Source organism: Methanococcoides sp. AM1 (assembly GCF_900774055.1).
Lineage (GTDB): Archaea > Halobacteriota > Methanosarcinia > Methanosarcinales > Methanosarcinaceae > Methanococcoides.
This window is the reverse complement of sequence record NZ_CAAGSW010000006.1, coordinates 22,941-48,405: the sequence shown is the minus strand read 5'-3', so window position 1 is coordinate 48,405 and position 25,465 is coordinate 22,941. Positions and strand designations below refer to the sequence as shown.

The following is a 25,465-nucleotide window of genomic DNA, read 5'->3' as shown; positions in this document are numbered from 1 at the left end:
ACAATACTTTAGAAAACTAGGTGTGAAAGAATGGAACGTATTTACAAGTATTATCCAGAGGATTTTGGAGAACTGACAGTAAAGGTCATTCATATGGACCTTTTGTTCGATGTTTATGATGATCACACTTATGTGACTTCGGATCTCAAGGTAAGGACCCTGGGGGAACCGATATCATCACTTGATCTTAATTGTCGTGATCTTGACATAAAAAAAGTTAGCTGTAAAGATCATGATGTGTCCTATGACTACAGGACAGATGACCACATCCTTTCTATTGAATTTGGTTGTCAAATTCCTGCGGACACAGAACTTTTGATCAACACGGAAACGATATGCAAGCCGACCTGGAACATTCTTGAAGGCCTTTATTATGACGAGACTCCTGCAGGGGCACCGCCACAGCAGATAACACAGTGCCAGCAGTGGGGATTTCAGCGTATCGTTCCATGCATTGATGACATGACCGCTAAATGTACTTACACAACCACTATCATTGCAGACGAGCGATATACCAATCTCATAACTAATGGTGATGTTGTGGAGGATAAACATTCCGTAGGTAATGGCAGGGCTAAGATCGTCTACGATAATTCCGTCACACCAATGGCAACTTACCTTTTCTTCCTCGGGGTTGGAACCTACCGGACATTTACAAGGGAGTTCGAGTATCCTGATGGTCATACTTTCGACCTTGAGCTACTGGTCCCGCCGGAATCGGATGTTTATCCGGCAGAAAAGGCACTTGATGTACTCTATGATTCAGTGATGTGGACCTATCTTTTCACAGGTCCTGAGCAGTATACTAACATTGATAAAAGGAAGGAGATCTATGATCTGATCCGGGTCCGCGATGCTCTTAAGTCCGAAGGGAAGTCCGATGATCTGGCATTCTTACGGGATGAGCTGAAAAAACTCGACAACTCGCTTACGATGGGGTACAAATACACAGGTACTGTCTATCGTGAGATCGGTATGCAAAACTCCGATTTTGGCGGTATGGAGAATGTTGGCAATACTACCATCACGACCAACCGTATCATGCCATATCCGGAAACTACGGATCCTTCATTTGAGTATATGGTACGTGTCAAGGTCCATGAATATTATCATAACATAAACGGTTCGGAGGTCACAGGCTGGAGTCCGTTCGAGATATGGCTCAACGAGGCAGTGACCGTTCACATCGAGCATCAGTTCCATGCATTTGTCTTTGGAGACAATTACAGTCGTTTGTCTAACGTTCTTGATCTTCTGGCACCCGGAGTTGGTACTTTTGCACTTGATAGTGGTGCAGCTTCCATGTCTATTGTTCCTGAAGGGTTCAATGATCCCAATGACCTTATTACAGCGGTTACTTATGTAAAAGCTCCTGAATTCGTAAGAATGCTGGAATCGCTTATGGGCAAGGATAATTTTGCACGTGCTCTTGATATCTATCATAACAAGTTCAGCCATTCAAATGCCACAGGGTCTGATTGGTTGAAGACTATGGAAGAAGTTTCCGGAATGGACTTTTCCGAAATTTCTGAGACATGGCTGGCACAGACAAAATTCCCAATGGTTCATATTGTTACTTCTTATGATTCGGATAGTATGTTCTTTACATTAGATATCCATCAGGAAGTTCCGGAGGGCGGAAAGTATTGGGAATTCCCCTTTGTTGCATTTCTGGTTGATAAGGATGGAAATGATATTGTGGAAATCAACGAATGGATATGTTCCGAGGATGCGAATATTTCCATAGAGAACGTTGAAGCTCCTGCATTCGTTTCTGTGAATCGTGGCTATTCCTTCTACGGAAAGGTCATTCGTGATGTTTCTGATGAAGAACTTCTTTTGCAGGTAAGGAAGGACAGTGATATGATCAACCGTTTCATTGCCTACTACACACTTGTGGACAGGGAGAAAATGAGGTTGCTGGCTGATCCTCAGGCAAAAGTATCTGAGATGTTCATCGAATTGTTCAATGACCTTATTCGTGATGATGTTTTGATGGAAGATGTAGGTGGCCAGTTCCTTGCTATCTTTGAATCAGTGGAAGATGAAAGATCGGCACATCGTTACCAGATGCTCTATGATGTGAAAAAGCGCATCCTTGAAGGTATTGCAAGAAATAATACCGTATCCCTCCTGAATCTTTACCATAAGTACCTGAAGGTATCGATACCACAGGATGATACGCTTGAAGAGCATGCTCGTGTGATCAAAGCACGTCAGGTGAAGAACACTGTTTTGCGGATCCTTGCTACCCTTGACACTCCATTTGTGCATCAGCTATGCAATAAGCAGTTCGCTGAAGCATCATGTGCAAGCGACAGGCTTGTGGCATTTGATTGTTACATCAACAGTTCTGCTGAGGATAAGATGGAATTCCTGGAGAATTTCATGGAAGAATCCAGGAAGAACCTCGTTGCATGGGAAGCTTTCCTTTCAATAGTTGCAGGAAACAGTAGTTCTGATGCTGTTTCTCTTGTGAGGAAAATCGAAGCTTCAGAGTCTTTCCGCATTGAGCAGTCCAATGATCAGCGTGCTCTATATGGTGGATTTGGAAGGAACAGGAAGATATCCCTGCAGACGGAAGCAGGACGTGAACTTCTTCAGTCCATTCTGCTCAAACTTGCAGCGGTTAATGAATACAGCACTACAAATCTTCTCAATATATTTGCTAACATCGACCTGATGGAAGACGAATATCATTTGCTGTTGGTCTCAATACTTGCAGAGATACTTGAAAGTCTTGATGCAGAGAAAGTTCCAAGTGTTTACAACAGGATCAGAAAGCTGTTGCAAGGTGCTCCAAATGCAGTTGGGGTTTATGAGGCACAATTTGGTAAGATCAAAGCTATTTGATATTTAATTAAAAGGAGAATTAAAGGATATTCTCCTTGCTTTTTTTATTTATGAGGACAAAGTCCAGGACATCCGTAATTCCTGACAATATGATGTCTGCTTCAACCTCATTTGAATAGTGCAGACGATCTCCATAGGCAGCGTAAGCAGTTAACATTCCGATCTGTCTTGCAGGTTCGATATCTCTTCTGAGACTATCTCCTACAAAAACTGCCTGTGATGGTTTGACTTTCAAAAGGTCAAGTGCAAAATGGAAGACTTTATGGTCAGGTTTTTTGGCACATGTCATGTCGTTGGTCACAATGAGGTCAAAATATTCTATTATTTTCATCCTTTCAAGTCTTTTAGTGGCATTGTGGGAATGGGCATCTGTGACCAGTGCCAGGGAAATGCGTTCTTCTTTAAGGACTTCAAGGGTATGTATCACTCCGGGGTACAGCACGAGAGCTTCCAGCTTTATGGTTTCGTAGATCCTGCAGCAAATATCATAATTGTCTTTGGAGTAAAGTTCATTGTCCTGAAGGTAGTCCTTGATATTTTCAAGGTCTTCAAAAACGGGTGTGCCTCGCAGGAAATACTCTAGAATGGTTTCCGGGTCCCCTTCGCCGAGGTACTCGACCATCTTTTTGAATGCAGTAAGCTTTGCTTCAAGAAAATCAAACAGGGTGTTGTCCATATCAAAAAGGACAGCCTTTACGTTCCTTTCCATGGGGCAGGATTTCCTCCGGTTCAATACTCGAAAAAGGCAAGATATCCGGGTAACCCAAGGTTAAGAACTGGTACTAGTATGACAAGTCCCAACCATCGTGACTTGTTGACGGCGAATGCGATCTCTCCCCAGATATAGGCAGCATAAATGATGTTTATGAAAGGTATGAAAAATGGTATCAGGGCTATACCTGATAGTCTGCATATTCGTACCATAAGTAGAAGGTTCAGTATCGGTATCCATGCCATCCATACTTTTGCTGTCTGTGTTTTTGCAGCGATAACCTGTAATGAATAGGCGAAGTATATGTAGAAAAATAAAGCTGCAAACAAATGTGAGATGCCAAATCCCGGGAATAGTAATCCTATATCCATATCATTCACCTATATTCAATAAATTATCATATGTTGTATTTATCCATACTGGTGATACTGGCGATGTTCTATATAGTGTGTATTCTATATGAACGACCATGGGTTCAGCACCGATAAGGGGTTATCTGGAGATTACCTCCGGGTGCATAATATATGGCATGGTGGGAGTCTTTCTAGCTTTCATTCATGATATGGGTACTCTGCCGATTATATTCTACAAACTTTTGATAGGTATAGTGTTCATGCTGGGCTATCTCTACCTTACCGGAAAAACAAGTATCCTAAGATTGGGTGGAAAAAGGCGTCATCTTCTGCTTCTTGGTGTTTTCAAGCTTATGACCATATCTTTCTATTTCACATGTATTATTTATTCCGGGCTTTCAATAGCAATACTTCTACTATATACTGCACCTATGTATGTGACCTTATTGTCTCCGATCGTACTCAAGGAGAAGCTGACACGGTCTGGTCTTGCCGGACTGGTCCTGTCCATGATTGGGATATTCCTTATTGTGGATCCTGCAACGTTTATTCGCTCTGGTGTCGGGGATATTCATTTTATCGGGATTTTGGCTGGTATTCTGTCGGGAATCTCTTTCAGTTGCATTATCATGACCGCCCGTTATGTCAGGGATGAGTATTCCGGCTTTTCACAGTTTTTCTGGGCAACTGCCTTCTGTGTCGTTGTGCTTATTCCATTTGCCCCCACGGTGTCTATTCCGATACTTAGGGATAATTTTCTGATGCTCCTGCTTTTCGGCTTGGTGAACACAAGTATCAGTGGTGTCCTGTATTTCAACGGGCTTTCACGGGTTCGGACCCAGGCTGCCAGCATACTTGCAATGCTGGAACCGGTAAGTGGTATCTTTTTTGATTATACTATTCTTCATAATGCGATATTTGCCGAGACGATAGTTGGTTGCATGTTCATTATTGCAGGTGCTCTTCTTGCCGTAACTGAACATATATCATTTGGGAAATATCTTGAATTTGGGACCTGAACTTCTTTCCACGGGAGATTATATGTTGGAATTTTTACTGGATTCTATTTTTGGGTTCGACATGGATATATATGATATTGTTATTTGTTAATCATATTCTGGTATAGTTTGGTATGAATTGTTCTTGCTGAACATGCCAAAGAATTGTAATAAATACTGTTATATACCAGAAATGGTATATTCAGCGGAGTCGCTTTTGAGTTTATAAAAATTTAAAAAGCCACATGGCTGTGTCGGAACCAATGTGTTCCGAGGCTACGGGGTGTTGTTTACACCCTTAAGGAGGATATTATATGGCAGACGAAGAAATTAGACATCTGGTTCGTATAATGAATACTGACCTGCAGGGAAGCCAGCGGGTTAAGTACGCATTGACCGGTATCCGTGGTATCGGGTTAAGAGCCTCTCGTGTTATTGTAGATAGTACTGGTGTCGATCCAAATGCAGTGATCGGTTACCTCCCTGATGAGGACGTTGAAAAACTTGATACTGCAATTGCACAGTTCGAGCAGCACCTTCCTGTATGGATGCTCAACAGGCAGCGAGATCCAACAACCGGGGACGACAAGCACCTTCTTGGTCAGGACATCATTATGACCCTGAAAGAAGATCTTAACAACCTTAAGAAGGCACGCGCATACCGTGGTCTCAGACATGAGAGAGGTCTTAAGGTCAGAGGACAGAGAACCAAGTCCACTGGAAGACGTGGTAGCACTATTGGTGTAAGGAAGAAGAAATGAAGGTGATGCAATATGGTATATCCTGGTAAAAGCACAAAATCTTATGATACACCAAAACATCCTTGGCAGGCTGCAAGGATGGCAAGTGAGGTTGAGCTCGTCAAGAAGTATGGTCTCCGTAACAAGAGGGAACTTTGGAAATCACACAGTATTCTGAGAAGGTTCAGGGCAGATGCAAGGCGTCTTCTTGCTGAATCTGCAGAATCCGATCTTACAGGCCATGCAAAGACCGAAGCAGATCAGATCCTTGCAAAACTTATCAGATACTCAATTCTGAAATCTGATTCCAGCATTGATGATATTCTTGGTCTTCAGACCGAGGCTATTCTGGAGCGCAGGCTTCAGACACAGGTCCACAGACTTGGACTTGCCCGCACTGCACGTCAGGCAAGGCAGTTCATTACCCACGGTCACATCTCTATAGATGGAAAGAGGGTAACTGTACCTGGTATGATGGTCTCAAAGGCTCAGGAAATGGCAATAGACTACTATGGTAAGTCTCCTATTTCCAAGGAAGCTCACCCTGAAAGACCTGCACAGATCGCATCATCACTCGTAGAGGAATAAGGAGGAGTAAAATATGGCAAACGGAATCTGGGGTGTTGCAAACATCAAATGTTCATTTAACAACACAATTATCACCGTGACAGATCTCACCGGTGCAGAAACCATCGCAAAATCCTCTGGTGGAATGGTTGTAAAGGCAGCAAGGGACGAAAGCTCCCCATACACTGCTATGCAGATGGCAAGCCAGCTTGCAGATACTCTTAAAGACAAGGGTATCGAGGGTGTTCACATCAAAGTAAGGGCACCTGGAGGAAACAAGCAGAGAAGTCCGGGTCCAGGCGCACAGGCCGCGATCAGGGCATTTGCAAGAGCAGGCGTCAGGATCGGAAGGATCGAAGACGTTACACCAGTACCCCATGATGGAACTCGTCCAAAAGGCGGAAGGCGTGTATAATCACAAAGAACAGAGGTTTTCCAATGGAAATAGATATACTTGAGTTATCCGATAGGTCAGCAAAGTTCATTTTATCAGGCACAACTGCAGCTTTTGCAAATGGTGTCCGTAGGGCAATGCTTGCCGATGTACCGACGCTAGCGATCGATGACGTGAATATCTATAATAATACTTCTGTTCTGTATGATGAGCAGCTGGCATTGAGGTTGGGTTTGATCCCCCTCACATCCAGTCTTGAGGACTTTGTGCCGCAGGATAAGTGTACCTGTGAAGGTAGTGGCTGTCCTGCATGTACTGTCTCTCTGACTCTCAGCGCCGAAGCAGGTGAAGAGGAGCAGGTCATCGTTCATTCTGGTGACATTGTCTCATCTGATCCTAACGTACAGCCAGCAGACAAGAACATTCCTATAATTGATCTCAGGACCGGCCAGAAGGTTGTACTTGAGGCAATTGCTCACATGGGTTATGGAAATGAGCATGCAAAATGGCAGGCAGGCGTTGCTTGCGGCTATAAGAACATGCCAGTTATAACCTTTGAGGGATGTGACAGATGCGGCATATGCGTCAATGCATGCCCAAGAAACATAATTCAGCTCGGTGAAGAGACTGCTGAGATCTCCAAGGATGATCTTCTCAAGTGTTCATTGTGCAGATTATGTCAGGATTCATGTGATATAGATGCTATTACTGTTGGTGTGGATGAAAGATCTTTCATTTTCACAATGGAGTCTGATGGTTCATACTCCGCTCAACAGTTAATCTTAAATGCAGTGAATACCATTAAGGGAAAAGCCTCTGAGATGCAAAACATCCTGAGCACATTGTAAATAGGAAATCTTGGTTTCCTTTTTACTTTATATTTAAGTTCAGAAAATTCCATTTGCGGGGGTTGCCCAGCCAGGCCAAAGGCGCTAGGTTGAGGGCCTAGTCTCGTAGGAGTTCGTGTGTTCGAATCACACCTCCCGCACCATTTTATTATTTTTCAATAATTATCGCTTCTAGTTGGCAGTATCTATGAACTGCTTACATCTATTACTTGATGGTAACTGACAATTGATGTATCTGTGATTGATCACGCCTATAACTGATGATCAACCAATGAAAAATTTAAATAAAAAAAGAGTGAGGATGCAAAAGCATCTCTCTGGTTTGCTAATTTATTAATTATCTTCTTCAATATGTTCTGCTACACCAAAAACAACGATCTTCGTTTCTACCAGCGTATCGGATCCTTCAAGGATAACTTCATCCTTCTTGATGTCGATCTTCATGGAATCCGGGTCAAGATCAGCATCTTTCATGTATTTCCGAACGGTATCCTCCCTTAATTTGAGGGCATGTTCCAGTGCTTCCTCATATTCATCGAAGTTCTCTCTTCCTTTTTCTGAATAAACGTAGAACTCCCAGTCCGGCGCTGCCATAGAAAACGGCAGAATACTTTCACCCCGCTTGGCAGTCCTTAATATATTCAAAAGTAGTACTGGTAATTGAGGTGAAATATATGGATGATTTCTTTACAGAACTGGTAAACAGAGCAAGATACTATGAACAATTCGAAGAATTCGTAAGAGCCCACAAATGAGTTCTTATAAGCACTGGCCGTAGTTCCTCCATCCCGTCAGGATAGTTTGCTTTCGCTGCGGCCCTCTTTTTTCAATTGTTTTCTTTTGAATGATGTGTTTATTTTGGTTTAGTTATCATTACTCTATTCTAATTTGTGGAATGATCAATATTGATCTTTACTCGTTTTCCGTACCTTCTTAAGAAAATGTGTTGTTCGATGATTTTCCTTCATTTTCTGTTCAGCCAGGCGTGCCTGATAGGTGCGAATTGAGCGTAAGAAGTCGATCTTGCGAAACTCCGGCCAGAATGGTGCACAGAAGTATGCGGCACATTCATTTCCGTTGGCCTGCCATGGCAGGAAATTTGAGATTCTTTCATTTCCTCCTGTGCGTATTATAAGGTCAACATTAGATACGGCCGCTCCTTCTGAAGGATAAAAATGATCGCCAATTGTGGTTTCATTAATATCTTCTAACAATAGTTGATGCTTCACTATTTTATCTGCCATTTTCCTGACTGCCTGTACGATATCCTGTCTTCCGCCGTATGCAAGGGCAACGTTCAGGTTGAATTTGTTATAATCCTTTGTCGCTTTTTCTATTCTTTCAGCGGCTTCCTGAAGGTCTTCTGGCAGGAGGTTTCGGTCTCCTATCACACGCACTCTTATCTTTTTTTCATGTGTGCGCTCGCTCTCTCGCATGTGGTCAAACTTCTTTCTAATAAGCTCAAACAGTTGCACGGTTTCATCGGTGGAACGATTGAAGTTCTCTGTAGAAAATGCATAAATAGTAAGTTCCTTAACACCGATCTCATATGACCATTCTATAACCTGTTCGGTTATATCGGCTCCTCTTGAGTGTCCGTAATTTGTCTTTTTCCCAAGTTTGTTGGCAAACCTGCGGTTTCCATCCATAATTATGGCGATGTGTTCAGGAACAGAGCCGTTTTTAACATCTCTTGAAAGGGATCTTTCATATGTTTCATAGAAAAGGTTCAGTATGGATCTCATCATGAAGATTCCACCCAATGAACTAGTAAAAGAGATTGAGTAACATCCTGTGGATGTTCAATAGTTGTCAAGAACTGCTTTAACTATAGGTTTATAGTCTTCTTTTAGCAGGTATATGTTATGATCACCGGTAACGTCTATACTGAGTATACCAAGTCTTGTGTTCATGAGACCAACCATTGCTGAAACACCTCTGTAACTCACATCAAATTTTTTCTCGTTAAGATGTTTGTAGACATCGCCTGTAGTGAAGGTTCCTCCTTCCAGGAAGAGTTTCAAAACATCTTCACGTATACCTGTATCGTCACGGCCTAAATATTTAATAAGCCTTGCTTTAACCCGGTCTTCAATAGTCTCCAGCACAAACACCTCATTTAATCTATGTAATTTCTATTTATAAAGTTATGCTAATTTATTTGTTTTATGATACAGAACGCGTTTCCACTACAACATTAATCCTTATAAATGTTGGTATCAGAGTGGGATTACCTCAACGACCAGTCCGTTCTCAAAAGGATATCTCTCAATGATCGATGGAACAAATCCTTCGTCTTTTAATTCTTCTGCCATGTCCTCAATGAGCCACCAGGGTAACTCTATAGTTTTGTCCTTTACTTCGAACAGGTCATCAGATAGTTCGAACTGATGTAATACTTCAATTATCCCTTCAGTATCAGCACCTTCAATGGATCCATAAACAATGGTCCCTTCCTCCGTTATCTCATCGATCTGTCGCGCTGTCTTTCTGGCTATCCTGAGCAGACGTTCACGCAGTTGTCCTGCATCTTTATATCTTGATGAACAAAAATGTATCTTTGGAACTTTGTCTGCAAGTTCGATCGCATATTCTTCCGATCCTTCCACAGCGTTGCTCATGTCGTTCTTAAGCAGGAAGTTCCTCTCTTTCATAGCAATTGCATTCGTATCTGCGAATTCGAGCTCGTTGAGGTTCAGGAAACAACCTGTTCCTATTACAACATCCCTTACATCACTAGCTCCTTCTATGGAGGGTATTTCCATCCCTGCTTCCATGCCAAGTTCAATGGAATCCTCGATTGCACGCTCAAATTCAGATCCTTTAAGCTTCTTCCACAAATGTTGTGGCGGGTGGAACCGGATCTCATCCAGTCCTGCTTCTGAAAGGTCTTTTAGTAAATTTCTGTCAGGTGCGATCGAAGTGTATAGGTGTATGTGATGTTCTTTACCAAACTGTTCTTTCAGAAGTTTGATGTAATGCAGGACCAGTTCCGATCTTATAAGAGGCTCTCCTCCGGTAATGCCTGTTCCCAAACCATCCATCTGGAGCACTTCATTGATAACATCCTCATCGCTTTTCACCAGACGTTCATTGGCATAGGTGACATCCTTCTTTCGTTCCTCTGAAAGTGGACAATAGAAACATCCTCTGCCGCATATGCCAGTAATGAAAAGCACCATCTTGGCACCTTTCTGGCACAGTTTGCACCCTTCTGTGAGATAATTGTAGAAAGACCCTTTATCCGTATGGATGATCTCTTTCATATTGTCGTACATATTTCCTCTTGTATATAAGTCTGGTTTAGATGCAAAAGAGTATCTATTTTGTGATATTATTGTTTGAAGATGAATAAGGCAGAAGGCTGGATCGCGGTCATCGGATGCAATAATTGTGGCAAATGTGATAACATTTGTCCCCACGGGGCTTTACAACGCAGGGATGGAAAGGTCAGCATTGATTATAGCAGGTGCACCGTTTGCATGAAGTGCATCAATGTGTGCCCTGTACGAGCTCTTGTCTATGTGGACTAATCTCATTTTGAATGTTGTTTTTGGATCCCTCACTTTGAATATCAGTTCCTTATCCTTGTTTTTTGAAAATTGGCTTTTGGATTTTGATCTTGAAATACTGCTTTTTGGATATTGTCATATAAGTCCTCTGAAGAATATCCTTGAGACTATAGCAGTGACTGTGAAAACGATTATGGAGATTGGTAGTGACTGCCCGAGATCATACATGAATTGTGTTCTTTCTCCTCCATTTTCGATCGTACTTGAAAATCTCACAAGGATGGCTGTGATAAGTATGAGATATATTCCAATTGACAGCATGAAAAGGTCCGGTGATATTGTCTGGTCAAGATTTTCAGGCGATATCTGTGCAGGTCCGGGGACGATGTTCTGAGGAAGTCTTGAAACTCCTTCTGCAACGTTCTGGAGGATCCTGGATATCACCTCCGAGAGTGCTATTGTCACACCTGCGATAAGGGGTGCAAATATGCAGGCGGTTGTTCTCATTGTGGATGTCATATCATACAATGAGTGCTTGATGTTCTTCTCCACGGCCTGCAACTCTTTCAGATGGTCAGCAAGTTTGATAATTGCAATACCTGCTGAAAGGTGGCTCTTATGGACACTTTCCGTGAACATGATCATTGTAGTCTGGATCCTGTCTGAATATATGTCCTTAAAAGCCCCGAAATCCTCATCGAATATTGCTGATCTTATGTTCGTTCGCATGGTTATCAGGTTGATAGAGATCCTTTCGAACACTTTTCCGATATGTGAACCTTTCATGGTCTTAGAGGTGTGTGCAAATGATTCTTCCGCAGAACGCCCTTCTGATATCCTTCTCCCAAGAATGAACAATGCATCTGCAAATTCACTTTCCATCTTGTGGATATCATCGCGTATCTTCTTGTATGGGGAATATGCTGCATTCATGTAGATGGAAAATGCGATCACTATTCCCCAGATGATGAGCAATGTGGGAGGCATTATGCCTTCAAGGGTTTCTGTTGAAATTATGTTCCCGGGATTTCCAAGAAGGATGCATATATAACCCGAAAAACTGACAAAGATTCCGGTTATAACTGCCATGGTAATTGCAACTTTTTTCTTTTTCCTGATGTCCTTTAGCTGGGGGTGGGTTTCCGGAATGGCCTGGGGTAGAAATGTTGCCGGTCGCTGCATCAGGATATATTCCGCGTATATAAAAGTGGCAAGCGGCAGGATCACATTATATAGTATCACAAGTGTCAAAGCGTCGAACCTTATTCCTACAACGGTAATTGCAGGAAGTAATGCCACAAGTGCTAGGGGAATCAGTATGAAGATCGAATACAGGACGTACGTTGGGGTCTTCAGGCGTGCTGCATACTGTTCCATCATTTCCTTTGTACCATCAAGGACGATGTCCAGGGCACGGTTTAATGTAATGACCCTCTGGGCTTCGTCAGGTTCGCTTGTTGAACTTTTGATAAGGTGAAGGGAACGTTTGAAATGTTCGCTGTTCTTTCCCCACATCTCTGCAAAATCAAGCAATGCATCATCCATACTTGAATACATGCGAACCTGGAGGTTCCAGAGCATCTTCCTGAGATCATTTGCGAGTGGCCTGCTTGAGTTCAGCGCAGCAAAATGGATGGCCTTTTCCATGTTCGATACAAGTCTCATGGACATTACCACATAGCTCAGGACTTCGGGTATGTCTCCTATGGATCGTATTTTCATGTATTTTGCATGTATCTTCACATACTCGCTCAGGTAGAGCAGTATTCCAAAAGGTACAAGCAATGTCATCAGGGCTACGAATGTCAGTACGGTCGGGTTGAAGGTGGTGATCTGGAACAGCACTGTATCAAGGGTGAGAAATAAGATAAGGGCTATCAACGAACCTGCGTAAGAGAACAGTACCGTTTCGAACGGTTCTATAACAAATCCTGTAAAGATGATCGCATCCCGATATTCCTGACTGACCGATCCGTCGGCCTTTTTAGAAAAAGCATCAATATCTCTTATGAATCTGGAAAAGTGAAGTGATGTGAACTTGCAGCCACGCACATACCAGTTCTCTGACATTCCTGCTGCCATTTTGTCACTCCTGCCGGAAGGTGTGGGAGGTGAAATTGTCAAACCAACTGTTCCATTTCTCATATACCCTTTCGTAGTCCGGTCCGCCGGCATTGTTCTTTTCCATATCCATGTGCAGCCAGAAAATGTTGTTTGCTTTGCTCACCACATCTGCTTCAACAAGTCTGGCATCCAGTGAACCTGCATGGGCAATTTTCTGTTTTATCTTTGCTCTTATGCGTATGTTGAGCGACGCATCATCGATCGAGATGCCCCATTTGCGTGCGATCTTCCCAATAAGCTCGGATTGTCCTCTGTCCAGTATGTCAGTGGGGATCAATGAGTCATCAGCTGCACTGTATCGCATGATCTCTGCAAAGATCTCATCCGGGTCAGCATCGTCATCCCAGCCGGTGGTGACCTCTGAGATCTGCGTCAGTCTGCGTTTCTTGCTCATGCCTCCACCGACCCGGGTGTTGGTACAGACCACCACTGCATCAGTTGACTTGAAAGATGCAGGTGGTACTCCAAGAGTGTGTACTATACGCTCATAAACCGCTCTTGTGGATGCTCCGTGTATGGTTCCAAGAACAGAATTGCCTGCAGTACCTACCTGCATTGCTTCATAAAGCACTTTGACCTCAGGTCCCCTGACCTCTCCAATAACAAGCGAGGAATTTCCAAGACGCAGGGCTGCACGCAATGCAATATCAGGGCTTACCTCGATGCTGGTGTTCAGTATCGATGAGCGTGAGCTCATGCCCTGTATCTTCCATCCAAGCTTCTGCAGGTCCTCAATGGGAATTTCTCTTGTATCCTCTATTGTCAGGATACGGTATTTCTGCGGGATCTCCATCATCATTGCAGAAAGCAGTGAGGTCTTGCCTGCTCCCACATCTCCTGCTACAAGTATTGATGCTTCCCCATCCATCAGGAAGCTCAAAAGACCTGCTGTAAGCGGTGAGATCGATCCGGTATTGATGAGCTTTGGCAATGTCCAGGGTGTTCTTGCATGTTTCCTGAAGGCATAAGCAAGTCCATTGGCACTCAGGGGATCGCCAATAACGGATACACGTACTCCAAATTCCTCAAGTTCCATCTCCAGTACGGGCGTTGCTTCTCCAAATGGCCTGCCGCTAATGGCCCGGAACCTTGAGACCATGGAGTCAAGGTCATCCTGTGAAAGAAAAATATTGGTGATACATTCCTCTCCATCCACTACTACGTGGATCGGGTTGATGTCTGCAGGTGCATTCACGTAGACATCCGTGATCTTCGGGTCTGAAAGCACATCTTCCAGTATTCCCAGGCCAGTGGTATATTTTGCAAGGATATCAGAATATGTCCTAGTCTCGATTGGGTTTAGTGTGATCCCATGAACCTTTGAGTCCTCTTCAAGCATCTGTTTTCCAATCCTGCGGATGTATTCTCTTGAGTTCACAGGATCTGCGAAGTTCATGTTGTCAGGACGGAACCTTATCAATTTTTTCCGTACCCTTTCGATAAGGCCGAGGTCTTCATGCTTCAGGTTGTATTCAAGGGGAATTGCCATGTACAGTTTTTCAGGTCGGTCTGTCATCTCATATATGGAGACCTGAAGCATTCTTCCATCGTTATTCCTTACGTCATAGCATTTCATGAAGTGTGTATTTTCGGGTGGTTCCGTGTATATGCGGGACGTTGAAAATGCAGGTCTGACGTGAGGTTTGATGTGTTTCTCATAGTCATACCCCATTTGATCGTTGCCATAGCTATCAATACTACCTTTGCTACCTTTGCTACCTTTGCTGTCAGCATCAATTTTATGGTCGTAGACAATTTCGCAGGTCAGATCGATGTTGAGTTCAGAAGCGATCTCCTGCATTTCCTTTATAATGGAATGGAAGTTTGCAGTACATCCAGAGCATTCCGGATGGTCCGGGATCTCGATCTTTTCAATGTTTGTCTCTTTAAGAAGTTTGTATGATATTGATGGTTCACTTTTTGAGGAACTGATGATGTTACTGACCAGTTCTTTTCTATATGATATGCAGTTGCCACATTCCCTGTGTGAACTATTGCATGTGATCTGGACATTATTGTAGTTTGCAAGACCATCTCCCAACTTTGCAAGTTCATAAAGGGTCGCAAGTTCCTTCCCCTCATAATCCCGCTCGTAAAGATATGAAAGAATAAGTCTGTTCGATATGGGTTCTGTAAGAATGATATTGAATATCATCTCACGGCAGACTGGGTCATTAAGGGTAGATGTGCGGCTGCATTGGGAACAATTTATCTGTATGGTCCTCTGGTTCTTCGTCTGGCGGACCTTGTACTGACAGAGATTTTCTGATTCAGCTTTCCTTTTTCGGATCGGATTGTGCAAATAACTTAGGAGTTTCACGTTTTTTATCCTTAGATGATTTGCACAAACATATTGTCAGCAATTATTAAAATATTCCTAGATTCTTTAGTCTTCATATAAATTTAATATTGGTTCTACAATGTGGTGTAGATTCAGTTGATAAAAATAGGTGAAGAAAGGCTGGAATTGTGGGAATTCCGTTTCCGTTTTCTCTTCCTTTCTTCTTTCTTGTAGTCTCAGTTCAGACTACTGCTGATCAGGTATGAAATGTCATTATGGTCAGATTGCTCAAACGATCGGATGGTCGTTCTTGTCTCCCCTTCCAATTCCCTTGTACACAAAACCATTCTTGATATACGTGTCCGGATCAACAACATTCCTTCCATCGACAATTACTGTATTTTCCTTTCCGGTTAACTGCTTTAGTTGTTTTGGTCCAAGTTCAAAGTAACCGGAATGGCCGGTCATTATTGCAATAACATCTGCGTCTTTTACAACTTTATCAAGGTCCTTTATGATCTCCACGCCCGGATAGTTCAGAACATGCGGATCGTGTACCGAAACTTCTGCTCCATCTTCTAACAGGAGGTTCCTGTAAGGCTCTGATGGCGGGTTACGCGCATCATCTGAATCATTGATAAATGCCCATCCAAGAATCGCTACTTTTGAACCCTTTACTTTCTTATCGATGCGTTCTAAGGCTTCGTTTGTAAGGTGGTGCATGTGTTTTGGCATGAAGTCATTTACCTTTCTTGCAAGTACAAAAATAGAATCCATGTCCTCAGGGTAATCCAGTGTTCCTTCGCTGGTCGTGACTCCTCTTTCAAGGTGGTATGTGTCCTTGGTCAGGCAATGCCCTCCCACGCCTGCACCGGGGTACAGCATTGCACGTGTAATGCCTTCACCTTTGAGACTATCGATTCCTGCTCTCACATCGTAAACATTGATCCCCATGGCTTCACAGTACAATGCCAGCTGGTTAATTGCTGCTATCTGCAGGTCCCTGAAGGTGTTCTCCGCAGTCTTGGTAACCTCTGCAGCTCTTGCTGTCATTGGTATGATCTTACCGTTTGTGAGTACCGGGCTGTAAAGTTCCACAGCACGTTTTGTGCTGGCTTCATCTATGCCACCTACAATACGATCGTGTTCCTGTATGTTCTTCAGCAGGCGGCCGACCATGACCCTTTCAGGAGCATGTGCAAGTGCAAAGTCCTCGCCAGCTATCAGTGCGGACTCATCTTCAAGGATCTGCCTGGCAAGTGTATCTGTAGTTCCGGGGGTTATGGTAGATTCCAGTACTACGAGCATACCTTCTTTCAGGTATTTTCCCACATTGCGTATACCGTCGGTGAGTGCACTAAAATCTGGCTGGAGGCTTGCAGGATCAGAGAAAGGTGTTTGTATTGCAAGGGTAACCGCATCGAGTTCAGATATTCTTGAAAAGTCCGGGGTGCATTCAAATTTCCCCTCGCCAACTACTTTCTGTAGCAATTCTTCAAGACCTGGCTCCTCTCCTTTCAGGGGACTTTCTCCCTTGTTGAGCATCTCGATCTTATAACCGGAACTCTTGGAGTCCCTCTGGAATCCCAGAACCTGGTCAAATTTATCGGAGTTGGCAAAAAGAGCAGCTGCAGGGATTCCCACGTATCCCATTCCAAGCACTCCTATCTTTTTGATAGGACCTCTGTTTTTAAGGATCGAACCTAATTTGTTTGTCATGGTTACCACTATATCCATTTTATGTTGATGTATATGCAAGTACCATAATATATATTCATTAAATAGTATTTAGTCTTTTCAAGGAACCTATTTATCACTTGATGAGGCCTTTTGATAAAAGAATAGAATTAACAGCATCAACCAGCTCTGTTCTCTTCTCAAAGGTTGCTATGATCGTTTCTGGTGATCTGAGTATGGATGTCCTGTATCTTGTTGCGATAAAATAACTTACCAGTGCCAGGATAAAACCGCCGATCATGTCAGTTATCCAGTGTATTCCAAGATAAAGGATCGTGAACTGGATGGCAATTGTGGTTGCAAGTGAAAATATCTTAAATCTCGTAAGATCGGTCCTGAAAATCATCAACATGGCCATGACCGATAAAGCTGCATGAAGGCTGGGGAAGCAATTATCAAGGAACGGGTCTACAATTGTGACACCTTGCAGGATTATGGGACTCATGTCATACAACAGGGGGGTGACGTTTGGTAATGTAAATCCTGTCACTCGTACAGGTACATAAATGTAAAATGGAAGTGCTATCAGGTAAATGGTGACGAAAGCGATAGTATATTCCTGTAATACCTCACGTTGCTGTGTGTATATGAGCAATAGGAATGTGAAGATCAACAGGAACGAAAATCCTACCAAATAAACGGATGCACTGGCATATGTCAGTATAGGGCTTGCAAAATTCTGGAAATAAGCGACTGTATCACCTTCGATCAGGATCATATATCTGTCATAGTTAGTGTATGTTCCTTTTCCCAGTAAATTGATGACTGCTAGCTGGGATTTAACAAGTAGATACACAAAGCATGCTGATAATAAATATGGTAATGTATCCAGAGAAAACATCTGCATGTAGTTCTTTTTATAATTTTTCTTGAGATCTTCCGGCACAAAGACATAATACGCTACTGCTATCATGCAGATCAGTATTGGTGTCATTATTAGGGGCATTAAATACGAAGCTGTCATTCACTATCAATCCGTGTCGTTCAATAAATCGGTCAGACAGGCTCTAGTTAAGTATATCTCGGGTATAAATGGTTTGTGTACATCTGATCAATATTTAGCTCAAAAGTAAAATAATCAAAACAACATAAGAAAAAGTAAGATAGAATGAGATAAGGTATGATTAGGTCGGATAGGATAAGGGAGATCAGAAATTTAAAAAATGATATAAGGTATGTTACATTTGTTGCTTAAAAGCATATTAATGTAACAAATAATTTACATGAGGGTAAATCATTCCTTTTGCTCTTTCTTTTTCTGAACGATCTTTTCCATCTTTTTTGCCCACATATCTTCGTTCATATCAGTGTACTCGCATTCAAGATAGTGTTCAACAGCAATGGTTAGTGCTTCTTTTGTAGAGGAGCTATTGCATTTTTTCTTTAATTCCTGTAGTTGCTCTTCTGCAAGGACTGTCTGTGCGTGTACTATCTTCATATGTTTGTCTCCTGTTCTGAAGTGGTTAACCTCAGTCCCCCTCATAATTATAATTATATATAACGTTGTCGAATTCTACTCACGGGTAATTTCATCTTTCAAATGATCAACAAGGTTCTTTTGTCCTGTATTTTAACCAATAAGTTTAAAAGAATGATCGACATTACAGGAGTATCGCGAGGGCGTGTGGCCTAGCCAGGATATGGCGGCAGCCTCCTAAGCTGTAAATCAGGGGTTCAAATCCCTTCACGCCCGCCATTATTCTTCTATCATTTTTACAAATACGGGAGCTTGCATCTTGATCAGGAAAGCTGAACTAAAGGACGTTGATGCCATCAAAAAGATCATCAATTATTATGCAAGTCAGGACCAGATGCTTCCTCGCTCGGTCAGTGAACTCTATGAGGCAATCCGTAATTTCTATGTTTATGATGTAGAGGGGGAAGTCGTTGGTTGCTGTGGGCTGCAGGTCCTATGGGTGGATCTTGCTGAGGTCTTATCTTTTGCGATAATTCCGGAATACAGGGTAAAAGGGATTGGTACCCAACTTCTGGATGCATGTCTTAATGATGCCCGCGAGCTTGGTGTGTCAAAGGTGTTCACATTGACATATGCACCTGTCTTTTTTGAGAAGAATGGGTTCAAACGTGTGGACAAATCGTCCCTTCCTCATAAGATCTGGAGTGGCTGCATCAAATGTCCTAAGTTTCCGGATTGCGATGAGATCGCGCTTTCTATGGAAATTTCTTGATCTTAATGATTGATGTGTAGCATTTATAAATCCTAAGATACATCTGTTGAGCTAGTTTCAATGACCGCGGGATGATCACAATGATAAAAACACGTATCAGAGATTTTATTATTACAAAAGATGACTGGATATTTGCAGTGGCTGACTATTTTCATCCTGATGGGGTGAGATGTGTACTGAGGTACGTTCCGGATGAATCCGGTGACCGTCAGCTAAATGGGATGAAGTATCGCAAATACGATTTCGATGTTGCTTTCGACTTTATGCGTGAGAACAGGCCTGAGTGGGTACAGGATGTACACATAGTTCCCGAAGATCAGGTGAAAAAAGTCCTTTATCCTCCGGATCCTGTCCCTGAACTCGTAAACCAGGATGAGAGGGTGAAAGCTGTTGCAGATGTGCTACTCAGTGCTGGCATTCCTCTTGAGAAAATGGGCGTTACCGGTTCATTCCTGCCGGGATTACAAAATGACCAATCCGATGTTGATTTTGTCGTCTATGGTAATGACTGGTTCAAAGCAAGGGATGCAATTTCAGCTGCAAAGAATCAGGGCGGTTTTATTGAGGACATCGATGAGGAAATGTGGCATCGTATCTACAATAAGCGAATTCCTGAGATCTCCTATGAGGATTTCATCCTTCATGAGAAGCGCAAGGGCAACAGGGGCATGGTGGGCGGTACCTATTTCGACCTGCTGTTCGTGCGAGACTGGGATCAGATCAATGAGCCACTATCACGAGGCGTGGATGTTGGCACAATGAGGATCAAAGCAACGGTTACCGATGCTGAGCTTGCTTTTGATAATCCTTCTGTTTACAAGGTTGACCATGATGAGATAGATCATGTTTTATCATACACTCATACCTATGCAGGGCAGGCTCTGGAAGGAGAGGTTATTGATGCACAGGGTGTCGTCGAACAGGTGGGGGGCATTAAGAGACTTGTAGTAGGTACTTCCAGAGAACCGAAGGGTGAGTGGATAAGATCTCTTACATTGCTTGAGAAGAACAAGTAAGAATGGGGCACTAATGCTCCAATTTTTATAATTATATTTGCATCTGCATTTATGCTGTGCTTTATCAGAAAGAGAACGCGCTAGAAAATAAACATTTAAAAATAAATAATTATAAAAAAGGTTAACAACGGAGGCAGGAAAATTAACCTCCTCCTGTTGCCTGGAAAACTTCTTCCAATGTGCTTGATTGTATATCTTCGGCTTGCTTTTTGATACGCTCTTTCATTTCTTCTTCTGAAATCGTGTATTCTTTGCCAGCACTTGCTTTTTTATCTGTGATCTGTAGAGTGTCCACCCTGTAATAAAGCTCGGTTGTATCGAGAAGTGCCCATGTGCCTTCATCATCGGTTTTAATGTCGGTAATTTCTCCAATGCTATTTGTATTGATATACCTGACATTACTTCCAATAGTTATTGGAGTACCGTTTACATCGACAACTGCATCATCAACTGAAGACTCTTCATCCAAGATGTGATCTCTCCTTAATTATTCTTTATCTCGTCTCTTAGTTCGCCGAGAAGTGCAACCCTTTCTGCAAATGCATTATGCCTGTGTATGCTCTCTTCGTTGATCTGTTTGATCGTAACAATAGCACTGTCAGGAACATGTCCGAACTCGCTGACAACTTTCTTTGCCATTGTCCTGACACAATCTTCAACGAACTTAGGGTTCTTGTGAGCTCTTTCCACAACAAGTGCTTCGTCTGAACGTTTAAGAAGCTCGACAATACTGGAACTCATTGAATTTTCAATGATCTCAATGATTGTGTCCAGTGAGATCACTACGTCACCGCTGACCTCAAGTGAGATTATACCGCGTCCTCTCTGGTTGTGAGTTGCCATTGGTACCTTGTTAAGGAAATTGATGACGGTCTCAAGGTCAACACCAAGTTCACGCAGTGCGGCCTTTGCATTGTCTCTCATTATTTCCTGAGCACAAGGGCAGGCTGTCATTCCGACAACTTCTGCACCGATGAGCTTTTTGACATCGATATCTTCTTCGTTTGGTCTTGTGGCAATAGCTTCTGCAAATATCTCCACAACTTCCTGGCACTGCATTTTTGTGGATGGTGATTCTCTTTTGACCACGTATTCACTTTTCATACGAACTTCGGAGCGGGTGGCATACTCATGCCTGCCCAGAAGGTTCCTTGCAACATCGCTGCAGAGTTCCTCGATCTCATAAACAGGCATATTGATGGCCTTTTCAAGAACTTCATCTATCGCCTCAAAATTACGAGAGAGATTTGCACCTTTACGATCTGAAGGTAGGTCCACGAAGATTTCAAAAGTTGAAATGAGTACGATCGGACGCTTATCCTTTCGTTTGATCTCAACAAGTTTTTTAACTCCGGTCACACCTACGCGTGTAAGGTTTATAGGTATTTGTGGTTTATTTGCTTGTACGTCAGGGAATTGCGCAACTGGAAGCTCCATTTTTATGACCTCTAATAAGAAATTAAAATAAATTACGTTTAAGTTATGCTTTTTGGATTAATAACAATCACAAACATATTCATTACATGTAAATGTTTTGTTGTGCTGCATCATTTTAACATCGGGTGCTGGGTGCCATACTAATATATTTTTAGATATCGGATAAAGATGTGATGTCATTTCTAGCATTTTTCCATACCCTCATCTATATCAAATTAACTTGATTTACAGAAACATAATCAAAAGGCTACATTAAAAGAAAACTATTTATATTTCATAAGTACAAGTACATATAACCGATAACGGGTAAGTAAGGTGATAAAATGTCTGAAACAAGAAACTTTGTGTTACGAGACAGTAAAGGTAAAGAACATGGCGTATTCACCGGTAAACAGCCACGTCAGGCAGCTCTTAAAGTTGCTAACCGGGGCAAGGGTACCAAATCCAAGCCAGAAAAGATCATGCTTCGTGAGCGTGGCACTAAGAAAGTACATGTGTTCCTTGGATGGAAACAAATGGTCGCTGCACCAAAGAACAAACCTGACTGGATGCCTGACAAGATCAACAAGCCATTCGTCAAGAAACAGAAGCCAGGCATTATCAAACTGGACAAGATATAATCTTCTTATACTTATTTGTGAGGGTCCGTTTACGGGCCCTACACATTCTACTTTTTGAGATATTTGCTCCGTTTTGTTTTTCTCATCGTTCTCCGTTTATCTGTGACATGGCTGCTATTCTAAGTAGCAGAGCTGGTACTATATCAAAAAGCTTTATAAACTGGACTCCGTTATTGTATTCATATGACAGGAAAAAAAGAGAACGTTCTGATCGAAGCTCTTCCATATATACGGGATTTCCATGACTCTGTAATGGTGATCAAGGTCGGAGGTCATGCCATGGTCAATCCTTCTGTTATGAACGACATCATGCAGGATGTTGTCCTTTTACGTTTTGTAGGGGTCCATCCGGTAATTGTTCATGGCGGTGGTCCTGAGATCACTGAAAAAATGGAGCGCATGGGGAAGAAACCTGAGTTCGTAGGTGGATTAAGGATCACTGATGATGAGACCATGGAGATCGCACGCATGGTCCTTGTGGGTAACATCAATACGAAGATAGTGTCCCTGATAGGAAAGCATGGTGGAAAGGGTGTAGGCCTTTCTGGAAAGGACGGGAAGATGATCATGGCCAGGAAAAAGGCCACTCAGCGAATTATGATCGAAAATGTCGAACATGATGTAGATCTTGGCTGGGTCGGAGAAACCGAGATAATCAATCCTGAACTCATTAACATCGTCACAGCTAATGATTATATTCCTGTTATCTCACCGATCGCAATGGATGCGGAAGGTAATGCATTGAACATCAACGCTGATACGGTTGCCGGTGATCTTGCAGATGCTTTGCACGCAAAGAAACTGATATTAATGACGGATGTTCCGGGAGTTCTCAGGGACCAGTCGGACAGGTCGAGCCGTATCTCCCGCATAAGGGTGGATGAAGTGGAGTCTCTGATAGATGAAGGCATTATAAGTGGTGGAATGATCCCCAAAATGAGAAGTGCCGGAGCAAGCGTACTTGGTGGTGTGGAGCGCGTCCACATAATAGATGGCAGTGTATCCCACTCTGTCCTGCTCGAGCTTTTCACAGATCAGGGAATTGGTACGATGGTATATCAGGACACGGAATAAGCGTGTCCTTCTACCTCCTTTTCTTTTTTACTTGAACGTTGATATCTTAGTCCAATATAGGGCTTCCATAGGTAAGATCGTCCAGCTCAAGAACTTTCTTCCATAATTCTTTGCATTCACAGTTGACCCCTTCAAGTACATTCAGGTCCTGAGTTCTGGAATAAAGATGTACGGCATCTGACACGTCCCTGCTACATTTCTTACAGTTATGCGGGCCGCGCTTTGAACCTGCACCTACCGGATCTGAAGTGATCACAAGTTCAGGATGCTTCAGTTTCGTTCGCTGAAGTATCTCAACAATGCTCCATAACCATGGTGGCCTGTATTGACCTCTCTGCCACAGGTGTTCCACATAGGTACCATTTTGCACATTGCACAGGTTGATGGAAATGGTCTGGGCATGTTCAGCAACGTCATCGATGGTTTTGACAATATCTTCCAATGCTTCCTTTTCCGAGAGGAAAAGTGGTTTTAACAACAGGTAAGCTTTCATGGCTACTCCATTGTTTCTGGCTACTGTTGCTGCATTGATATAATCAGTGAACTTAAATCCCTTGTTTATGGAATTCTTGCGTATATTATCAGAACTTGTCTCAAGGCCGATGGCGACTTCAAATGATGTGTCTCCAAGGGCATCAATGCAGGACTTCAGGATCTCGTCTGTGACGAATTCCGGTCGGCTTTCAACGATCACTTTGAAAACACGTTCATCCGCTGCCAGCTTTCCCAGTATGTTCTTCCTTGTTTCAACAGGTATCTCTTTTTCATCGAGGAAACTGCCTGAGGTGAATATCTTGACCATGAATCGCTCAAGTCTTTCACCTTTATGCATGGCATTCTCAAGCTGTTTCTCAAGCTCTTCAGGCGTTGGGGGGATCTTTGCACTATCATAGACAAAGCCACACATAGTGCAGCCGCCCGCCTTTCCCCACCAGCATCCTGATGTTTTGAAGATGATGGTCAATGTATCAGCTGTTTTTCCGTTGAAGTGATCTGTACTCCTCCAGACGGCAGCAGGATAATCATTAGATGATGGCTTTATACGCTGACGGTTGCGTATGTCCAGTACGGCTTTGTTCAGTGTCATTATTCGAACTCGATCGTTGCAGGTGGTTTTGGTGACAGGTCGTAGAGTACTCTGGCAACAGATGGTATCTCGCCGGAGATCCTTGTCTCGATCTTTTTAAGAGTTTCCCATGGAAGCTCAAGTGCTTCCGCGGTCATACCATCTCTTGAGCCTACTGCACGGACTGCGACTATCCAGCCATGTACACGGACGTCACCTTTGACGCCGGTTCCCTTGCCGACAACAGCAGCAAATGTCTGCCATGGTTTGAACTGTTCAAGCAGCTCTTCTTCAACGATGGCATTTGCCTCGCGAACCACGTCCACTTTCTCCTCGGTAACCTCTCCGATTATTCTTACAGAAAGTCCTGGTCCCGGGAATGGCATTCTCTCGCAGATCTCTTCAGGTAATCCAAGTTCCCATGCGACCTCACGTACCTCATCCTTGTACAGGTCATCGATAGGTTCAATGATCTCCTTGAAATCGATGTGCTCAGGAAGTCCTCCAACATTGTGGTGTGATTTGATACCGCCTTCCGATTCGATCTTATCCGGGTAGATGGTTCCCTGAATAAGGTATTCTGCTTCGAGTTCTCGTGCTTCTTCTTCAAAAATGCGGATGAACGTCTCACCAACAATCTTCCTTTTTTCTTCAGGGTCCTTGACACCTACCAGTGCCTCAAGGAAACGGTCCTTGGCATGTACTACTTGAAGGTTCATGTCAGAGAAAATCTCCTCGATGACCTCGGTCTCACCCTTTCTCATGAGGCCTGTATCGATGTAGATCGGTATGAACAGATCACCGATAGCACGGTGTGCAAGAACCGCACAGACCGAGCTGTCGACTCCGCCGGAAAGCCCTACGATCGTCTTTCCTTTAGCTTTTTCTTTTATCCTGTCTATGGCTTTTGGTATGAATTTCTCGACTTTTACCATGAATATGAA

Annotated in this window: 26 protein-coding genes and 2 tRNA genes; 13 read left to right on the top strand and 15 right to left on the bottom strand. The window is 43.0% G+C overall.

Going from position 1 to position 25,465, the window contains the following annotated elements:
- Positions 1-30: 30 nt before the first annotated feature.
- On the top strand, positions 31-2,853 hold the full coding sequence (locus E7X57_RS11355) for a M1 family metallopeptidase (protein WP_135613075.1): 2,823 nt from the start codon (positions 31-33) through the stop codon (positions 2,851-2,853).
- A 19-nt stretch (positions 2,854-2,872) separates the two neighbouring features.
- Here E7X57_RS11355 and E7X57_RS11350 read toward each other — a convergent pair whose 3' ends face one another.
- Together E7X57_RS11350 and E7X57_RS11345 are read right to left on the bottom strand one after the other, a co-directional pair.
- Positions 2,873-3,562 (bottom strand): HAD family hydrolase, encoded by a 690-nt coding sequence (locus E7X57_RS11350; RefSeq protein WP_135613074.1) that lies wholly within the window; start codon positions 3,560-3,562, stop codon positions 2,873-2,875.
- A gap of 20 nt (positions 3,563-3,582) precedes the next feature.
- Entirely contained in the window at positions 3,583-3,936 is a 354-nt protein-coding gene (locus E7X57_RS11345; protein WP_135613073.1) for a DUF5684 domain-containing protein, read from the bottom strand.
- A gap of 98 nt (positions 3,937-4,034) precedes the next feature.
- Between E7X57_RS11345 and E7X57_RS11340 the strand changes: the two genes are divergently transcribed.
- The 6 genes from E7X57_RS11340 (at position 4,035) to E7X57_RS11315 (ending at position 7,608) form a co-directional block, all read left to right on the top strand.
- The gene (locus tag E7X57_RS11340) at positions 4,035-4,937 is read left to right on the top strand and encodes a DMT family transporter (protein WP_135613072.1); all 903 of its coding nucleotides are present in this window, start codon (positions 4,035-4,037) and stop codon (positions 4,935-4,937) included.
- Positions 4,938-5,230: 293 nt separating this feature from the next.
- Entirely contained in the window at positions 5,231-5,677 is a 447-nt protein-coding gene (locus E7X57_RS11335; RefSeq protein WP_135613071.1) for a 30S ribosomal protein S13, read from the top strand.
- 12 nt (positions 5,678-5,689) lie between these two features.
- Positions 5,690-6,244, top strand: coding sequence for a 30S ribosomal protein S4 (locus E7X57_RS11330; protein WP_135613070.1), 555 nt, complete (start codon positions 5,690-5,692; stop codon positions 6,242-6,244).
- Positions 6,245-6,257: 13 nt separating this feature from the next.
- Positions 6,258-6,638, top strand: coding sequence for a 30S ribosomal protein S11 (locus tag E7X57_RS11325; protein ID WP_091690598.1), 381 nt, complete (start codon positions 6,258-6,260; stop codon positions 6,636-6,638).
- Positions 6,639-6,661: 23 nt separating this feature from the next.
- On the top strand, positions 6,662-7,465 hold the full coding sequence (locus E7X57_RS11320; protein ID WP_135613069.1) for a DNA-directed RNA polymerase subunit D: 804 nt from the start codon (positions 6,662-6,664) through the stop codon (positions 7,463-7,465).
- 55 nt (positions 7,466-7,520) lie between these two features.
- Positions 7,521-7,608, top strand: a tRNA-Leu gene (locus E7X57_RS11315).
- A gap of 190 nt (positions 7,609-7,798) precedes the next feature.
- Here the strand turns inward: E7X57_RS11315 and E7X57_RS11310 are convergent.
- From E7X57_RS11310 to E7X57_RS11295, 4 genes are all read right to left on the bottom strand, one after another.
- On the bottom strand, positions 7,799-8,110 hold the full coding sequence (locus tag E7X57_RS11310; protein ID WP_135613068.1) for a hypothetical protein: 312 nt from the start codon (positions 8,108-8,110) through the stop codon (positions 7,799-7,801).
- Between the two features lie 254 nt (positions 8,111-8,364).
- Positions 8,365-9,213 (bottom strand): polyprenyl diphosphate synthase, encoded by an 849-nt coding sequence (gene uppS, locus E7X57_RS11305; RefSeq protein ID WP_244603692.1) that lies wholly within the window; start codon positions 9,211-9,213, stop codon positions 8,365-8,367.
- Between the two features lie 54 nt (positions 9,214-9,267).
- Entirely contained in the window at positions 9,268-9,579 is a 312-nt protein-coding gene (locus tag E7X57_RS11300) for a DUF2551 domain-containing protein (RefSeq protein ID WP_177165267.1), read from the bottom strand.
- Positions 9,580-9,684: 105 nt separating this feature from the next.
- The gene (locus E7X57_RS11295) at positions 9,685-10,743 is read right to left on the bottom strand and encodes a radical SAM protein (protein ID WP_244603691.1); all 1,059 of its coding nucleotides are present in this window, start codon (positions 10,741-10,743) and stop codon (positions 9,685-9,687) included.
- 69 nt (positions 10,744-10,812) lie between these two features.
- On the opposite strand from E7X57_RS11295, the gene E7X57_RS11290 reads away from it, so the two are divergent.
- The gene (locus E7X57_RS11290; protein WP_135613067.1) at positions 10,813-10,998 is read left to right on the top strand and encodes a 4Fe-4S binding protein; all 186 of its coding nucleotides are present in this window, start codon (positions 10,813-10,815) and stop codon (positions 10,996-10,998) included.
- Positions 10,999-11,112: 114 nt separating this feature from the next.
- Here E7X57_RS11290 and E7X57_RS11285 read toward each other — a convergent pair whose 3' ends face one another.
- The 5 genes from E7X57_RS11285 to E7X57_RS11265 form a co-directional block, all read right to left on the bottom strand.
- Positions 11,113-13,059 carry a hypothetical protein gene (locus E7X57_RS11285; protein ID WP_244603690.1) on the bottom strand — a complete coding sequence of 649 codons (1,947 nt, stop codon included), beginning with the start codon at positions 13,057-13,059 and terminating at the stop codon, positions 11,113-11,115.
- 4 nt (positions 13,060-13,063) lie between these two features.
- Entirely contained in the window at positions 13,064-15,421 is a 2,358-nt protein-coding gene (locus tag E7X57_RS11280; protein WP_244603689.1) for a type II/IV secretion system ATPase subunit, read from the bottom strand.
- A gap of 249 nt (positions 15,422-15,670) precedes the next feature.
- Complete coding sequence (locus E7X57_RS11275; protein WP_135613066.1) at positions 15,671-17,101, bottom strand: nucleotide sugar dehydrogenase; 1,431 nt, start codon at positions 17,099-17,101, stop codon at positions 15,671-15,673.
- 94 nt (positions 17,102-17,195) lie between these two features.
- The gene (locus tag E7X57_RS11270) at positions 17,196-18,065 is read right to left on the bottom strand and encodes a phosphatase PAP2 family protein (RefSeq protein ID WP_244603688.1); all 870 of its coding nucleotides are present in this window, start codon (positions 18,063-18,065) and stop codon (positions 17,196-17,198) included.
- 288 nt (positions 18,066-18,353) lie between these two features.
- Positions 18,354-18,557 (bottom strand): DUF5371 family protein, encoded by a 204-nt coding sequence (locus E7X57_RS11265; protein WP_135613064.1) that lies wholly within the window; start codon positions 18,555-18,557, stop codon positions 18,354-18,356.
- 180 nt (positions 18,558-18,737) lie between these two features.
- Between E7X57_RS11265 and E7X57_RS11260 the strand changes: the two genes are divergently transcribed.
- The 3 genes from E7X57_RS11260 to E7X57_RS11250 all read left to right on the top strand — a co-directional run bounded on the left by E7X57_RS11260 (position 18,738) and on the right by E7X57_RS11250 (position 20,324).
- A tRNA-Arg gene (locus tag E7X57_RS11260) sits at positions 18,738-18,815 on the top strand.
- A 40-nt stretch (positions 18,816-18,855) separates the two neighbouring features.
- Complete coding sequence (locus E7X57_RS11255; protein WP_135613063.1) at positions 18,856-19,308, top strand: N-acetyltransferase; 453 nt, start codon at positions 18,856-18,858, stop codon at positions 19,306-19,308.
- A gap of 80 nt (positions 19,309-19,388) precedes the next feature.
- Positions 19,389-20,324 (top strand): nucleotidyltransferase domain-containing protein, encoded by a 936-nt coding sequence (locus E7X57_RS11250; RefSeq protein ID WP_135613062.1) that lies wholly within the window; start codon positions 19,389-19,391, stop codon positions 20,322-20,324.
- Between the two features lie 142 nt (positions 20,325-20,466).
- Here the strand turns inward: E7X57_RS11250 and E7X57_RS11245 are convergent, their stop codons facing one another.
- Together E7X57_RS11245 and mptA are read right to left on the bottom strand one after the other, a co-directional pair.
- Positions 20,467-20,793, bottom strand: coding sequence for a DUF2098 domain-containing protein (locus E7X57_RS11245; RefSeq protein ID WP_135613061.1), 327 nt, complete (start codon positions 20,791-20,793; stop codon positions 20,467-20,469).
- 14 nt (positions 20,794-20,807) lie between these two features.
- Positions 20,808-21,761, bottom strand: a complete 954-nt coding sequence (gene mptA / locus E7X57_RS11240; RefSeq protein WP_135613060.1) for a GTP cyclohydrolase MptA — start codon at positions 21,759-21,761, stop codon at positions 20,808-20,810.
- Positions 21,762-22,084: 323 nt separating this feature from the next.
- On the opposite strand from mptA, the gene E7X57_RS11235 reads away from it, so the two are divergent.
- Together E7X57_RS11235 and argB are read left to right on the top strand one after the other, a co-directional pair.
- Entirely contained in the window at positions 22,085-22,381 is a 297-nt protein-coding gene (locus tag E7X57_RS11235; protein ID WP_135613059.1) for a non-histone chromosomal MC1 family protein, read from the top strand.
- Positions 22,382-22,564: 183 nt separating this feature from the next.
- On the top strand, positions 22,565-23,455 hold the full coding sequence (gene argB / locus E7X57_RS11230) for an acetylglutamate kinase (protein WP_135613058.1): 891 nt from the start codon (positions 22,565-22,567) through the stop codon (positions 23,453-23,455).
- 46 nt (positions 23,456-23,501) lie between these two features.
- Here the strand turns inward: argB and E7X57_RS11225 are convergent, their stop codons facing one another.
- Both E7X57_RS11225 and guaA read right to left on the bottom strand, forming a co-directional pair.
- Positions 23,502-24,542, bottom strand: a complete 1,041-nt coding sequence (locus tag E7X57_RS11225) for an archaeosine biosynthesis radical SAM protein RaSEA (protein WP_135613057.1) — start codon at positions 24,540-24,542, stop codon at positions 23,502-23,504.
- Entirely contained in the window at positions 24,542-25,456 is a 915-nt protein-coding gene (guaA, locus tag E7X57_RS11220) for a glutamine-hydrolyzing GMP synthase (RefSeq protein ID WP_135613056.1), read from the bottom strand. Before guaA ends, E7X57_RS11225 begins: the two co-directional genes overlap by 1 nt.
- Between the last annotated feature and the right edge of the window lie 9 nt (positions 25,457-25,465).